Origin of the sequence: Streptomyces sp. NPDC048419 (assembly GCF_043200415.1) — a bacterium.
GTDB lineage: Bacteria > Actinomycetota > Actinomycetes > Streptomycetales > Streptomycetaceae > Streptomyces.
Genome location: NZ_JBICXT010000002.1, coordinates 202,990 through 217,392, shown reverse-complemented (window position 1 = coordinate 217,392; position 14,403 = coordinate 202,990). Strand labels below are relative to the sequence as shown.

Annotated in this window: 13 protein-coding genes; 9 read left to right on the top strand and 4 right to left on the bottom strand. The window is 71.6% G+C overall.

What is annotated here, in order from left to right:
• Positions 1–377: 377 nt before the first annotated feature.
• Both ACGFYN_RS04935 and ACGFYN_RS04930 read left to right on the top strand, forming a co-directional pair.
• Positions 378–2,150 carry a biotin carboxylase N-terminal domain-containing protein gene (locus tag ACGFYN_RS04935; RefSeq protein ID WP_393864335.1) on the top strand — a complete coding sequence of 591 codons (1,773 nt, stop codon included), beginning with the start codon at positions 378–380 and terminating at the stop codon, positions 2,148–2,150.
• 205 nt (positions 2,151–2,355) lie between these two features.
• Positions 2,356–2,904 (top strand): TetR/AcrR family transcriptional regulator, encoded by a 549-nt coding sequence (locus ACGFYN_RS04930; RefSeq protein ID WP_393864852.1) that lies wholly within the window; start codon positions 2,356–2,358, stop codon positions 2,902–2,904.
• 99 nt (positions 2,905–3,003) lie between these two features.
• On the opposite strand, the gene ACGFYN_RS04925 is transcribed toward ACGFYN_RS04930, so the two are convergent.
• Together ACGFYN_RS04925 and ACGFYN_RS04920 are read right to left on the bottom strand one after the other, a co-directional pair.
• The gene (locus ACGFYN_RS04925) at positions 3,004–3,951 is read right to left on the bottom strand and encodes a DeoR/GlpR family DNA-binding transcription regulator (RefSeq protein WP_393864334.1); all 948 of its coding nucleotides are present in this window, start codon (positions 3,949–3,951) and stop codon (positions 3,004–3,006) included.
• A gap of 177 nt (positions 3,952–4,128) precedes the next feature.
• Positions 4,129–5,577, bottom strand: a complete 1,449-nt coding sequence (locus ACGFYN_RS04920) for an NAD(P)H-quinone dehydrogenase (protein ID WP_393864333.1) — start codon at positions 5,575–5,577, stop codon at positions 4,129–4,131.
• A gap of 131 nt (positions 5,578–5,708) precedes the next feature.
• Here ACGFYN_RS04920 and ACGFYN_RS04915 point away from each other — a divergent pair, with 131 nt between their 5' ends.
• The 3 genes from ACGFYN_RS04915 (at position 5,709) to ACGFYN_RS04905 (ending at position 8,879) form a co-directional block, all read left to right on the top strand.
• A complete protein-coding gene (locus ACGFYN_RS04915) occupies positions 5,709–6,146 on the top strand; it encodes a gamma-glutamylcyclotransferase (protein WP_393864332.1) in 438 nt (145 codons plus the stop codon).
• Between the two features lie 167 nt (positions 6,147–6,313).
• Positions 6,314–7,138 carry a purine-nucleoside phosphorylase gene (locus ACGFYN_RS04910; RefSeq protein WP_393864331.1) on the top strand — a complete coding sequence of 275 codons (825 nt, stop codon included), beginning with the start codon at positions 6,314–6,316 and terminating at the stop codon, positions 7,136–7,138.
• Positions 7,139–7,247: 109 nt separating this feature from the next.
• On the top strand, positions 7,248–8,879 hold the full coding sequence (locus tag ACGFYN_RS04905) for a phospho-sugar mutase (protein ID WP_393864330.1): 1,632 nt from the start codon (positions 7,248–7,250) through the stop codon (positions 8,877–8,879).
• Between the two features lie 89 nt (positions 8,880–8,968).
• Here ACGFYN_RS04905 and ACGFYN_RS04900 read toward each other — a convergent pair whose 3' ends face one another.
• Positions 8,969–9,670, bottom strand: coding sequence for a PH domain-containing protein (locus ACGFYN_RS04900; RefSeq protein WP_393864329.1), 702 nt, complete (start codon positions 9,668–9,670; stop codon positions 8,969–8,971).
• 194 nt (positions 9,671–9,864) lie between these two features.
• Between ACGFYN_RS04900 and deoC the strand changes: the two genes are divergently transcribed.
• Genes deoC through ACGFYN_RS04885 form a run of 3 tightly spaced genes read left to right on the top strand, consistent with a single transcriptional unit; the run spans position 9,865 to position 13,196 of the window.
• Complete coding sequence (deoC, locus tag ACGFYN_RS04895) at positions 9,865–10,827, top strand: deoxyribose-phosphate aldolase (protein WP_393864851.1); 963 nt, start codon at positions 9,865–9,867, stop codon at positions 10,825–10,827.
• 5 nt (positions 10,828–10,832) lie between these two features.
• A complete protein-coding gene (locus ACGFYN_RS04890) occupies positions 10,833–12,290 on the top strand; it encodes an aldehyde dehydrogenase family protein (protein WP_393864328.1) in 1,458 nt (485 codons plus the stop codon).
• Positions 12,291–13,196 carry an aldehyde dehydrogenase family protein gene (locus tag ACGFYN_RS04885; protein WP_393864327.1) on the top strand — a complete coding sequence of 302 codons (906 nt, stop codon included), beginning with the start codon at positions 12,291–12,293 and terminating at the stop codon, positions 13,194–13,196.
• Positions 13,197–13,288: 92 nt separating this feature from the next.
• Here ACGFYN_RS04885 and ACGFYN_RS04880 read toward each other — a convergent pair whose 3' ends face one another.
• Positions 13,289–13,606, bottom strand: a complete 318-nt coding sequence (locus tag ACGFYN_RS04880) for a hypothetical protein (RefSeq protein ID WP_393864326.1) — start codon at positions 13,604–13,606, stop codon at positions 13,289–13,291.
• 127 nt (positions 13,607–13,733) lie between these two features.
• On the opposite strand from ACGFYN_RS04880, the gene ACGFYN_RS04875 reads away from it, so the two are divergent.
• Positions 13,734–14,369 carry a uridine kinase gene (locus tag ACGFYN_RS04875; protein WP_393864325.1) on the top strand — a complete coding sequence of 212 codons (636 nt, stop codon included), beginning with the start codon at positions 13,734–13,736 and terminating at the stop codon, positions 14,367–14,369.
• Positions 14,370–14,403 lie beyond the last annotated feature (34 nt).

The window sequence follows — 14,403 nt, the reverse complement described above, 5'->3', positions numbered from 1 at the left end:
CCACTTTCGACCGCCGTGCCCGAATCAGGCCGGGCGCGGCTGCTGTTACCCCAAGTACGTCTCGGACATCGTGAACGCTACTAACGGGTAAACCCCGGGACAAGGGTTCTGCGGAGGGCAAAGATTCGTTGGGCCATTCGTAGGGACTCCACAAAGAAACCGAGTGGCCCGCAGCACGCTCTCACAGAGACCTTGACCACATGGGAGAGCTAGGGTTTCTCGAAGGAGTCCTGCGTGCCGCGGCGCGACAAGGGCTTTCGAGGGTCGAGCGAGCCTCGTATCACGCTCCGTGTGGGCAAGCTCACCATTGGGGACGGGTCGTAGTGGCGTGTAGCCAGTCCCTAAACTCGGCTTGTTTCAAGGAGGGAGCCTCAATCGTGCGCAAGGTGCTCATCGCCAACCGTGGCGAAATCGCTGTCCGCGTGGCCCGGGCCTGCCGGGATGCCGGGATCGCGAGCGTGGCCGTCTACGCGGACCCGGACCGCGACGCTCTGCACGTCCGCGCCGCGGACGAAGCGTTCGCCCTGGGCGGTGACACCCCGGCGAGCAGCTACCTGGACATCGAGAAAGTCCTGGGCGCCGCCCGCGAGGCCGGAGCCGACGCCGTCCACCCCGGCTACGGGTTCCTGTCGGAGAACGCGGAGTTCGCCCAGGCCGTCCTCGACGCCGGGCTGACCTGGATCGGCCCGCCGCCGCAGGCCATCCGCGATCTCGGTGACAAGGTGGCCGCCCGGCACATCGCCCAGCGGGCCGGCGCCCCGCTGGTGGCCGGTACGCCCGACCCGGTGTCCGGTGCCGAGGAGGTCGTCGCCTTCGCCCAGGAGAACGGCCTGCCCATCGCCATCAAGGCCGCCTTCGGCGGCGGCGGACGCGGCCTGAAGGTCGCCCGCACCCTCGAAGAGGTGCCGGAGCTCTACGAGTCGGCCGTCCGCGAGGCGGTCGCCGCCTTCGGCCGGGGCGAGTGCTTCGTCGAGCGCTACCTCGACAAGCCCCGCCACGTGGAGACCCAGTGCCTGGCCGACAGCCACGGCAACGTGGTCGTCGTCTCCACCCGTGACTGCTCGCTGCAGCGCCGCCACCAGAAGCTGGTCGAGGAGGCGCCGGCGCCGTTCCTGTCGGACGAGCAGGTCGCGCAGCTGTACTCCGCCTCCAAGGCCATCCTCAAGGAGGCCGGCTACGTCGGTGCCGGCACCGTGGAGTTCCTCGTCGGCAACGACGGCACGATCTCCTTCCTGGAGGTCAACACCCGTCTGCAGGTGGAGCACCCGGTCACCGAGGAGGTCGCCGGCATCGACCTGGTGCGGGAGATGTTCCGCATCGCCGACGGCGAGGAACTCGGTTACGGCGACCCCGAACTGCGCGGCCACTCCTTCGAGTTCCGCATCAACGGCGAGGACCCGGGCCGCAACTTCCTGCCCGCCCCCGGCACGGTCACCCTGTTCGCGCCGCCGTCCGGTCCGGGCGTGCGCCTGGACGCCGGCGTCGAGTCCGGCAGCGTCATCGGCCCGGCCTGGGACTCCCTGCTGGCCAAGCTGATCGTCACCGGTGCCACCCGCGCCCAGGCCCTGCAGCGCGCGGCCCGCGCCCTGGAGGAGTTCCAGGTCGAGGGCATGGCCACGGCCATCCCGTTCCACCGCGCGGTGGTCAAGGACCCGGCGTTCGCCCCCGAACTGACCGGCAGCGCCGACCCGTTCACGGTCCACACCCGCTGGATCGAGACCCAGTTCGTCAACGAGATCAAGCCCTTCACCGCCCCCGCCGACGCGGAGACGGACGAGGAGCCGGGCCGCGAGACGGTCGTCGTCGAGGTCGGCGGCAAGCGCCTTGAGGTCTCCCTGCCGTCCTCGCTGGGCATGTCCCTGGCTCGCACGGGCCTCGCGGCCGGTGCCCGCCCCAAGCGGCGTGCGGCCAAGAAGTCCGGCCCCCTCGCCTCCGGCGACACCCTCGCCTCGCCCATGCAGGGCACGATCGTCAAGGTCGCCGTCGAGGAGGGCCAGGAGGTCAAGGAGGGCGACCTCGTCGTCGTCCTGGAGGCCATGAAGATGGAGCAGCCGCTCAACGCGCACAAGTCCGGCACCATCAAGGGCCTGTCCGCCGAGATCGGCGCCTCCCTCACCTCCGGCGCCGCGATCTGCGAGATCAAGGACTGACGACCGGAGCGTTCACGAGGCGCCCGGCGGACTTGAGCATCGGTCCGCCGGGCGCCTCGTTCTCCTCCCCCGTCCCCCGAGGCGATGGCATCCTTGAGGCAGAAGGGGGCGCAGACGAAGACGGGCGGGAGGCTTGGTGGACACGACGTCGGCGGAGACCTCCGCGCGCGGCGGTGCCACGGTGACACCCGTGATGCCGCGGGCCATGCGGGCCGACGCCCGCCGCAACTACGAGCGGCTGCTCGCCGAGGCCCGCTCCGCCTTCGCCGCCCATGGCACGGACGCGTCCCTGGAGGACGTGGCCCGCCGCGCGGGCGTCGGCATCGGCACCCTCTACCGCCACTTCCCCAACCGGCACGCCCTGTTGAGCGCCGTCTTCGAGGACGCGGTCGGCGACCTGCTCACCCGCTCCCGGGAACTGCTCGGCGCCCCCGAGCCCTGCACGGCCCTGGTGACCTGGCTCCGCGAGACGGTCACGCACGCGAGCGAGTACCGCGGCCTGGCGCGGGCCCTGCTGTCGGTCTCCTCCGACACCACGTCGGCCCTGTCCCGATGCAGCGACCCGATCCACGAGGCGGGCGACGCCCTGCTGCGCCGCGCCCAGGAAGCGGGAAGGATCCGCCCGGACGTCACCATCGGCGACCTCCTCCAACTGACCCATGCGATCGCACTGGCAGCGGAGGAATCCCCGGCAGACCCGGCCTTGGCAGACCGCTTGCTGACCTTGACCTTGCAGGGTTTGAAAGCCGCCTAGCCGCAACGCCCCAAGGGGCGCGGGGAACTGCGCGACAAGCCACGACCAACTGGCACCCGCCCACGAACGCAGGCCCCCACGGCGCTGAGGCGCGAACCCCTAACGCCGCCGCATATCCGCAACCCGGGCCCGCTGCTCCGCCCCCGCCGAAGTCTCACCGAGCACCGTCGCCGTCCTGAGCCCGGACGGCCCGCGCCGAGGTCCCGGCAGGGCTACGTCGCGGCGCGGCTGGCGCGGGGGGACCGAATCACCGCCCGAGTTCCCGGACGCACCGGCCACCGCGATCTGCACACCTTGATCGGCAAGGGCCTGCAGTTCGGTCGACGCACGGTCGTCGTGCGCCGGCGGCTCGTCCGTCACCAGCCGGGTGATCACGTCCGTGGGCACGGTCTGGAACATGGTGTCCGTACCGAGCTTGGTGTGATCGGCGAGGACGACGACTTCGGCCGCCGCCTGCACCAGTGCCCGGTCGACGGACGCCGAGAGCATGTTGGAGGTGGACAGCCCGCGCTCGGCGGTGAGCCCGCTTCCGGAGAGGAAGGCCCGCGAGACCCGCAGCCCCTGCAGGGACTGCTCGGCTCCGCTGCCCACGAGCGCGTAGTTGGAACCGCGCAGGGTGCCGCCGGTCATCACGACCTCCACGCGGTTGGCATGGGCCAACGCCTGGGCGACCAGCAGGGAGTTGGTGACGACGGTGAGCCCGGGCACCCGGGCGAGCCGGCGGGCCAGCTCCTGGGTGGTGGTGCCCGCCCCGACCACGATGGCCTCGCCCTCTTCCACGAAGTTGGCGGCGAGGTCCGCGATGGCGGTCTTCTCGGCGGTCGCGAGATGTGACTTCTGCGGAAAGCCGGACTCCCGCGTGAACCCGCCCGGCAGTACCGCACCGCCGTGCCGGCGGTCGAGGAGTCCTTCTGCCTCCAGTGCGCGCACGTCCCGCCGTACGGTCACTTCGGAGGTCTGGACGACGCGGGCGAGCTCACGGAGCGACACGGCCCCGTTCGCTCGCACCATTTCGAGGATCAATTGGCGACGTTCTGCAGCGAACACGAAACTGACAGTAACCCCAACGACCGTCTGGTTTCAGCAGTTTGCGCCGAATAACAGAAGTTGTTCACACTGAAGACCGAGAAGTGGTATAGGGCCTACCCACCCCGCCTATGCCGCACGCATGCTCGACAACTCCCTGTGACCAGCGGGGAGTCGGATCCGGCCGCTGGACAGAGCCTAGATCTCCCCGCTCGTCTTGCGCGTGTGGAGCTGGCGCGCGACCTCCGCGATCGACCCCGAAAGGGACGGATACACGGTGAACGCGTTCGCGATCTGTTCGACCGTCAGATTGTTGTCGACGGCGATCGAGATCGGATGGATCAGTTCCGAGGCGCGCGGTGAGACGACCACACCGCCGACCACGATCCCCGTGCCCGGCCGGCAGAACAGCTTCACGAAGCCGTCGCGGATGCCCTGCATCTTGGCGCGCGGGTTGCGCAGCAGGGGCAGCTTGACGACCCGGGCGTCGATCTTGCCCCCGTCGACGTCCGCCTGCGTGTAGCCGACGGTCGCGATCTCGGGGTCGGTGAAGACGTTGGAGGAGACCGTCTTCAGGTTCAGCGGGGCCACCGCGTCGCCCAGGAAGTGGTACATGGCGATACGTCCCTGCATGGCGGCGACGGACGCCAGCGCGAAGACGCCGGTCACGTCGCCCGCGGCGTAGACGCCCGGGGCGGTGGTGCGGGAGACCTTGTCGGTCCAGATGTGCCCGGAGTCGCGCAGCCTGACGCCGGCCTCCTCCAGGCCCATGCCCTGGCTGTTCGGGATGGCGCCGACCGCCATCAGGCAGTGCGTGCCGGTGATGACGCGGCCGTCGGACAGGGTGACCTCGACACGGTCGCCGACCCGCTTGGCGGCGGCGGCACGGGAACGCGCCATGACGTTCATGCCGCGGCGGCGGAAGACGTCCTCCAGGACGGCGGCGGCGTCCGGGTCCTCACCGGGCAGCACGCGGTCGCGGGAGGAGACGAGGGTGACCTTCGAGCCGAGGGCCTGGTAGGCGCCGGCGAACTCGGCACCGGTGACACCGGAGCCGACCACGATGAGCTCCTCGGGGAGCTCGTTCAGGTCGTAGACCTGCGTCCAGTTGAGGATGCGCTCGCCGTCGGGCAGGGCGTCGGGCACCTCGCGCGGGTGACCGCCGGTGGCGATCAGGACGGCGTCGGCGGTGAGGGTCTCCTCGGTGCCGTCGGCGGCCGCGACGACGACCTTGCGGGAGCCGTCCAGGGCCTGCATGCCCTCGAGGCGGCCCCGGCCGCGCATGACCCGGGCGCCCGCGCGCGTGACCGAGGCGGTGATGTCGTGCGACTGGGCGAGGGCGAGCCGCTTCACCCGCCGGTTGACCTTGCCGAGGTCCACGCCGACGACCCGCGCGGCCTGCTCCAGCGGCGGGGTGTCGTCGGCGACGATGATGCCGAGCTCTTCGTACGACGAGTCGAAGGTGGTCATCACCTCTGCCGTGGCGATAAGGGTCTTCGACGGCACGCAGTCGGTCAGCACCGACGCTCCGCCCAGACCGTCGCAGTCGACGACGGTCACCTCCGCGCCGAGCTGGGCGGCCACCAGGGCCGCCTCGTATCCGCCGGGTCCGCCACCGATGATCACGATCCGAGTCACGTACCCCATTGTCCCGCACTCTTCAAGGTGCTTCTGCCCGGGGGGCGCGGGCCACGGGTTCCGCCGGTGCGGGGCAATGGGTTGGCAAGGGGCCCGCGGTACCGGCGGGACGCGTGTGTCCGCTGCCGTACTCTCGACGCATGTCGCTCTACGCCGCGTATGCCGGAAACCTCGATGCGCGGCTGATGTCCCGTCGCGCTCCCCACTCGCCGCTGCGCGCCACCGGCTGGCTGAACGGGTGGCGGCTGACGTTCGGGGGCGAGCACATGGGCTGGGAGGGCGCCCTGGCGACGATCGTCGAGGACCCCTTCTGCCAGGTCTTCGTCGCGCTGTACGACATCGCGCCGCCCGACGAGGAGGCCATGGACCGGTGGGAGGGCGTCGGGCTCGGCATCTACCGCCGGATGCGGACGCGGGTGCACACGCTGGAGGGCGAGGAGCCCGCCTGGACGTACGTCCTCGACGGCTACGAGGGCGGTCTGCCGGCGGCGCGCTATCTGGGCGAGATCGCCGACGCGGCGGAGTCCGCGGGGGCTCCGCACGACTACGTGATGGAGCTGCGGAAACGCCCCTGCTGATCACGGCCCGCCGCCGCGGCCGGGCACAGCCGGCGCACAGCCAGGTCACATGAGCCGCAGAGGCCCCGTCGCGGCACGGCTTTCGTTGGAAACGACAAGACAACGATCGCCATCCCGTGAGCTCTGTCATCTACGCGCGTAGGCCCAGACCGGCTACTCTCGTGCGCGTGAACGCATCTCTTCTTCCGGACGACATCCAGGGCGACCCGCACGGCGCCGCCGACGCCGCCGCCGCGCGCCTGCGCGAACTGACCGGCGCCGAGACCCACGACGTCGCCCTCGTGATGGGCTCCGGCTGGGCGCCTGCCGTGGACGCCCTCGGCGCACCCGAGGCCGAGCTCCAGGTCACCGAGCTGCCCGGGTTCCCGCCCCCGGCGGTGGAGGGACACGGCGGCAAGATCCGCTCCTACCTGTTCGGCGACAAGCGCGCGCTGGTCTTCCTGGGCCGGACGCACTACTACGAGGGCCGCGGCGTCGCCGCCGTCGCGCACGGCGTCCGCACCGCCGTCGCCGCCGGCTGCAAGACCGTGGTCCTGACCAACGGCTGCGGCGGCCTGCGCGAGGGCATGCGCCCCGGCCAGCCGGTGCTGATCAGCGACCACATCAACCTGACGGCGACCTCCCCGATCGTCGGCGCCAACTTCGTCGATCTGACCGACCTGTACTCCCCGCGCCTGCGCGCCCTGTGCAAGGAGATCGACGCCACGCTGGAGGAGGGCGTCTACGCCCAGTTCCCCGGCCCGCACTACGAGACGCCGGCCGAGATCCGCATGGCCCGGGTGATCGGGGCCGACCTGGTGGGCATGTCGACGGTGCTGGAAGCCATCGCGGCGCGTGAGGCCGGCGCGGAGGTGCTGGGTATTTCCCTCGTGACGAACCTCGCCGCAGGGATGACCGGCGAGCCGCTGAACCACGAGGAGGTTCTGCAGGCGGGCCGTGACTCGGCCACGCGGATGGGTTCTCTGCTGGCCCAGGTGCTCGGCCGGCTGTAGGCGACGCACCAGGGGGCTCCGCTCCTTGGACCCCCATTCCTCAGACTCCCCCCGGAGGGGGCACCCCCCAGGGGGCTGGTTTTGACGAACACGAGAGGCTGACCCCGACGTGCACGAGGAACTGCTCGCCCGCGCCGACGCATGGCTCGCCGAGGATCCCGACGCGGAGACCCGCGACGAGCTCGCCAAGCTCATCGAGGCCGGGGACGTCACCGAACTCGCCGAACGGTTCGGCGGCACGCTCCAGTTCGGCACCGCGGGTCTGCGCGGTGAGCTCGGCGCCGGTCCCATGCGCATGAACCGCGCGGTCGTCATCCGGGCGGCCGCCGGTCTCGCCGCGTACCTCAACGCCGAAGGCCGGCGCGGCGGCCTCGTCGTCATCGGCTACGACGCCCGCCACAAGTCCGCCGACTTCGCCCGCGACACCGCGGCGGTCATGACGGGCGCGGGGCTCCGCGCCGCCGTGCTCCCCCGCCCGCTGCCGACCCCGGTCCTGGCGTACGCCATACGGCACCTCGGCGCGGTCGCCGGCGTGGAGGTCACCGCCAGCCACAACCCGCCGCGCGACAACGGCTACAAGGTCTATCTCGGCGACGGCTCGCAGATCGTGCCGCCCGCCGACGCGGAGATCGCCGCCGAGATCGACGCGATCGCCGCCCTGGCGGACGTACCGCGCCCGGACGCCGGCTGGCAGACCCTCGGCGACTCGGTCCTCGACGCCTACCTCGCCCGCACGGACGCCGTGCTCGCCGCCGGTTCCCCGCGCACCGCCCGCACCGTCTACACGGCGATGCACGGCGTCGGCAAGGACACCCTCCTCGCCGCCTTCGCCCGGGCCGGCTTCCCGGAGCCGGTCCTCGTCGCCGAACAGGCCGAGCCGGACCCGGACTTCCCCACGGTCGCCTTCCCCAACCCGGAGGAGCCGGGCGCCATGGACCTCGCGTTCGCCAGGGCCCGCGAGACCGACCCGGACCTGATCGTCGCCAACGACCCCGACGCCGACCGCTGCGCCGTGGCCGTCAAGGACGGCGGCGACTGGCGCATGCTGCGCGGTGACGAGGTCGGCGCCCTGCTCGCCGCCCACCTCGTCCGGCGCGGCGCCCGGGGCACGTTCGCGGAGTCGATCGTCTCGTCCTCCCTCCTCGGCCGCATCGCCGAGAAGGCGGGGCTGCCGTACGAGGAGACCCTCACCGGCTTCAAGTGGATCGCCCGCGTCGAGGGCCTGCGCTTCGGCTACGAGGAGGCCCTCGGCTACTGCGTCGACCCCGACGGCGTACGCGACAAGGACGGCATCACCGCCGCCCTGCTCATCACCGAACTGGCCTCCGAGCTCAAGGAGCAGGGCCGTACGCTGCCCGACCTGCTCGACGACCTCGCGGTGGAGCACGGTCTGCACGCCACCGACCAGCTCTCGGTCCGCGTCGAGGACCTCTCGGTCATCACCGACGCGATGCGCCGCCTGCGCGAGCAGCCGCCGACCGAGCTCGCGGGCCTGACCGTCACCCGGGCCGAGGACCTCACCCAGGGCACGGACACGCTCCCGCCCACCGACGGCCTGCGCTACACGCTCGACGGCGCCCGCGTGGTCGTCCGCCCCAGCGGCACGGAACCCAAGCTGAAGTGCTACCTGGAGGTCGTGGTCCCGGTCCCCACCCACGCCGACCTCCCGACGGCCCGCACCACCGCGACCGACCGCCTCACGGCGATCAAGCGGGACCTGTCGACGGCGGCCGGCATCTGAGGCGTACGCGAAGAACGGCCGGCAGCTTCACACGGCGAACGGGGTGCCCGGTCCGGGCACCCCGTTCGCCGTACCGCGAAGCGCCTCGCTCAGCCCATCGCCACCAGGATCGCCAGCAGTACCGCACCGGCCAGTGTCGGTACCGCGATCTCGTACGCCCAGCGGACCGTCACCTCGCCCTGTGCCGCCTCCGACTCCCCCTTGGTCTCCAGGAGTTCGCGCAGGTCGTCCATGACCTTGTCGGACTCGGCGCGGGCCGGTCCGTCGGAGACGTCGGGGGCGCCGCGGGAGAGGCCGCCGAGTCCGAAGCCGCCGCCCATACCGCCGCCGCGGCGCCCGCCCCGGCCGCTCGCCTCGGCGGCGCGCTGCGAGTTCACCTTGGCGTCGCGCGCCGCCGCCTTCTTCCGGGCCCGCAGCGAGACGGGGACGGCCCACAGCTGGTACTTGCGGCCGGACTTCGCGACGACCTCGTTGGAGTAGCCGGAGCGCAGCGAGACGACCTCGCCCCAGGGCACCGTGACGAGCCGGAAGGGGTTGCGGATGCGCAGCCGCTCCTCGCCGGCGAACACCGCGGGGCGCAGCGTGAAGGCAGCGATCAGCGGGACGAGGAAGATCATCGCGGCGAGCGCCAGCCAGGGTGTGCGGTCGCGTCCGGAGACGATCGCGTCGATGCCGAGCCAGGCCACGATGGCCAGCAGCAGGACGCCTCCGGCGATGCCCATGGGGGAACGGTAGGCGCGGTCCCTCTGCTGCGGTGCCGGGGTCGATGGCTGGGGGTCGGGGGTCGTCATGCCTGCGATTGTGCCGTAGACGGGTCGCTCGGGCGCCGTGGGGCCCGTTGTCCGTCGGCGGGTACGGGTCGTGAATGGCTGGTCACGCAGTTCCCCGCGCCCCTGGAGGGCGTTGCAGGGCCCCGGCCCTCGCAGGCGATCCAGTTCCCGGGCTGTACAGCCGCTACGCGCGTAGATATGCTCGTCTGGTGACCATGCCCACTAATGCACCCTCCGCAGCTCACGCACTGACGGACGTCACCACGTCCGACCGGACGCTGCGCCGCTTCCTGCACGGGCTGCCCGGCGTCGACGCGGTCGGCCTGGAGGCGCGCGCCGCCTCGCTCGGCACCCGTTCCATCAAGACCACCGCGAAGGCGTACGCCATCGACCTCGCCATCTCGATGGTCGACCTGACGACGCTGGAAGGCGCGGACACCCCGGGCAAGGTCCGGGCGCTCGGCGCCAAGGCGGTCCGGCCCGACCCGACGGACCGCACGGCTCCGCCGACCGCGGCCGTCTGCGTCTATCCCGACATGGTGCCCGTCGCAAAGGAGGCCGTGGCCGGCTCGACCGTGAAGGTCGCCTCGGTCGCCACCGCCTTCCCCGCGGGCCGCGCCCCGCTCGCCGTGAAGCTGGCGGACGTGCGCGAGGCCGTCGCCGCGGGCGCCGACGAGATCGACATGGTCATCGACCGCGGGGCCTTCCTCGCGGGCGACTACATCAAGGTGTACGACGAGATCACCGCGGTGAAGGAGACCTGCGGGACCTCGGCCCGCCTGAAGGTCATCTTCGAGACGGGCGAGCTGTCGACGTACGACAACATCCGCCGCGCGAGCTGGCTCGGCATGCTGGCGGGCGCCGACTTCATCAAGACGTCCACCGGCAAGGTCGCGGTGAACGCGACGCCGGCGAACACCCTGCTGATGCTGGAGGCGGTGCGCGACTTCCGCGCCCAGACCGGCGTCCAGGTCGGGGTGAAGCCGGCCGGCGGGATCCGTACGTCCAAGGACGCCATCAAGTTCCTGGTGCTGGTCAACGAGACCGCAGGCGAGGACTGGCTGGACAACCACTGGTTCCGCTTCGGCGCCTCCTCGCTCCTGAACGACCTGCTGATGCAGCGTCAGAAGCTGGCCACCGGCCGCTACTCCGGCCCTGACTACGTGACGGTGGACTGATCACCATGGCTTCCGTATTCGAGTACGCACCGGCGCCCGAGTCCCGCTCGGTCGTCGACATCGCCCCTTCCTACGGCCTGTTCATCGACGGCGAGTTCGTGGAGGCGGCCGACGGCAAGGTCTTCAAGACGGTCAGCCCGTCCACCGAGGAGGTCCTCTCCGAGGTCGCCCAGGCGGGCGAGGCGGACGTCGACCGTGCGGTGAAGGCCGCGCGCAAGGCGTTCGAGAAGTGGTCGGCGCTGCCGGGCTCCGAGCGCGCCAAGTACCTGTTCCGCATCGCCCGGATCATCCAGGAGCGCAGCCGTGAGCTGGCCGTCCTGGAGACGCTGGACAACGGCAAGCCGATCAGGGAGACGCGCGACGCGGACCTGCCGCTGGTCGCCGCCCACTTCTTCTACTACGCGGGCTGGGCCGACAAGCTCGGCCACGCGGGCTTCGGCGCGGACCCGCGGCCGCTCGGCGTCGCGGGCCAGGTCATCCCCTGGAACTTCCCGCTGCTGATGCTGGCCTGGAAGATCGCCCCCGCGCTGGCCACGGGCAACACGGTCGTCCTGAAGCCCGCCGAGACCACCCCGCTCTCCGCCCTCTTCTTCGCGGACATCTGCCGGCAGGCCGGTCTGCCCAAGGGCGTCGTCAACATCCTTCCGGGATACGGCGACGCGGGCGCCGCGGTCGTCGCGCACCCGGACGTGAACAAGGTCGCCTTCACCGGCTCCACGGCCGTCGGCAAGGAGATCGCGCGGACGGTCGCGGGCAGCCGCAAGAAGCTCACGCTGGAACTGGGCGGCAAGGGCGCCAACATCGTCTTCGACGACGCCCCGATCGACCAGGCGGTGGAGGGGATCGTCAACGGCATCTTCTTCAACCAGGGCCAGGTCTGCTGCGCGGGCAGCCGGCTGCTGGTCCAGGAGTCGATCCAGGACGAACTCCTGGACTCCCTCAAGCGGCGGCTGTCGACGCTCCGGCTCGGCGACCCGCTGGACAAGAACACGGACATCGGCGCGATCAACTCCGAGGAGCAGCTCTCCCGCATCACCACGCTCGTCGAGCGGGGTGAGGCGGAGGGCGCCGAGCGCTGGTCCCCGGCCTGCGAACTCCCGGAGAGCGGCTACTGGTTCGCCCCGACGCTGTTCACGAACGTCACCCAGGCGCACACCGTCGCCCGCGACGAGATCTTCGGCCCGGTGCTGTCGGTGCTGACCTTCCGCACCCCCGACGAGGCCGTCGCCAAGGCCAACAACACCCCTTACGGCCTGTCGGCGGGCATCTGGACGGAGAAGGGCTCGCGCATCCTCGCGGTCGCGAACAAGCTCCGTGCGGGCGTCGTCTGGTCCAACACGTTCAACAAGTTCGACCCGACCTCGCCGTTCGGCGGGTACAAGGAGTCGGGCTTCGGCCGCGAGGGCGGCCGCCACGGCCTGGAGGCGTACCTCGCCCCGTCGAGCCCGGAGGGCGAGCGATAAATGAGTGCAGTCGAGCGACTTTCTGTCTTCAAGACCTACAAGCTGTACGTGGGCGGGAAGTTCCCGCGTTCCGAGAGCGGCCGGGTGTACGAGGTGACGGACAAGAAGGGCAACTGGCTGGCGAACGCGCCCCTTTCGTCCCGCAAGGACGCCCGTGACGCGGTGGTCGCCGCGCGCAAGGCGGTCGGCGCGTGGTCCGGCGCGACGGCGTACAACCGCGGCCAGATCCTCTACCGCATCGCGGAGATGCTGGAGGGCCGTCGCGAGCAGTTCGTGCGCGAAGTGGCCGACGCGCAGGGCCTGTCGAAGACGAAGGCCGCCGCCGAGGTGGACGCCGCGATCGACCGCTGGGTCTGGTACGCGGGCTGGACCGACAAGATCGCGCAGGTCGTCGGCGGCGGCAACCCGGTCGCGGGCCCGTTCTTCAACCTCTCCTCGCCGGAGCCGACGGGCGTGGTCGTGGTCCTCGCGCCCCAGGAGTCGCCCTTCCTGGGCCTGGTCTCGGTGATCGCCCCGGTGATCGCGACCGGCAACACGGCGATCGTGATCGCGAGCGAGAAGTCCCCGCTGCCCGCCCTGTCGCTGGGCGAGGTGCTGGCCACCTCCGACCTCCCCGGCGGCGTCGTCAACGTCCTGTCCGGCCGTACGGCGGAGATCGCGACGCCGCTGGCCGCGCACCAGGACGTCAACGCGATCGACCTCGCCGGCGCCGGCGGCGACGACGTCCTGGCGAAGGAGCTGGAGATCGCGGCGGCGGACAACCTCAAGCGGGTTCTCCGTCCACAGCCTGTGGATGAGGTCGACTGGTCGGCGGAGCCGGGCATCGACCGCATGACGGCGTTCCTGGAGACGAAGACCGTCTGGCACCCGACGGGTGCGCTGGGCGCGTCCGGCTCGTCGTACTGAGCCCGCCCGTTCCGCAGAACCGAGAGCCGCGTCCTCCCTCCGTCCGGGGAAGACGCGGCTCTCTCATGTGCGCGGCTGCGACTCGGCCGCCGTCAGGACAGGCCGCTCGCGCCGCCGCCCAGCAGTCCCGCGACGCCCTCCAGCGCCGGGACGGCGCCGACCGGGCCGGTCTGCGTGACCGGGCCGGTCAGCTGGGAGAGCGGGATGTCGATGCCGTTGCCGTGCGGGTCGCCGGCGGCACCCCTGAGGATCGTGACGTCGCCCCCGATGTCCTTCACCGGACCGGCCTCGGGCGCGGCGGAGGCCGCGGACGCCGTCGCCGCACCCGCGCCCAGGGCGGCCGCCGCGGCGGCCACGGCGATCAGGGCGCGCGCGGCGGTGGAGTTGAGGGGGGACGAGTGTCGTGCCATGGCGGGGGCCACCTTCGGATGCGTCGAGTAATCGGTTCGACACGAAGGGTAGTTGACGTGTGATGTGTGCTCAAAAGCCGACCCGCGGGGTCGGCAGGGCGTACGCGATACGTCAAACTGGTGTCCCGTGAGCATCCATCCCTCCTCGCCCGCCCGCGTCGTGCTGCTCTGCGGCCCCTCGGGCTCGGGCAAGTCCCTCGTCGCCGCCCGCTCCGGCCTCCCCGTGCTGCGTCTCGACGACTTCTACAAGGAGGGCGCGGACCCGACGCTGCCCCTGGTGGCGGGCAGCGGTGACATCGACTGGGACCACCCGGACTCCTGGGACACGGACACGGCCGTCGCCGCGATCGCGGAGCTGTGCCGCACGGGCCGTACGAACATCCCCGTCTACGACCTCTCCCTGTCCGCCCGCACCGGCGAGGAGACCGTCGACGTCGGGCGGACCCCGGTGTTCATCGCGGAGGGCATCTTCGCGGCCGAGATCGTCGGGCGCTGCCGGGAGTTGGGGCTGCTGGCCGACGCCCTGTGCCTGAACCGCGGTGCGGTGCGCACCTTCCGCCGCCGCTTCCTGCGCGACCTCAGGGAGGGCCGCAAGTCGGTCCCGTTCCTGGTCCGCCGCGGCTGGCGCCTGATGCGCGAGGAGCGCTCGATCATCGCCCGGCAGACCGCCCTCGGCGCGCACGCCTGCGACCGGGACGAAGCCCTGGGCCGGCTGGCCGCCGTCGCGGTGGGCCGGCGTCCGGCGGCGGCGCCCACGAGCTGAACGCGGGCGCCCCGGCCGCCCGTCGGCACACATA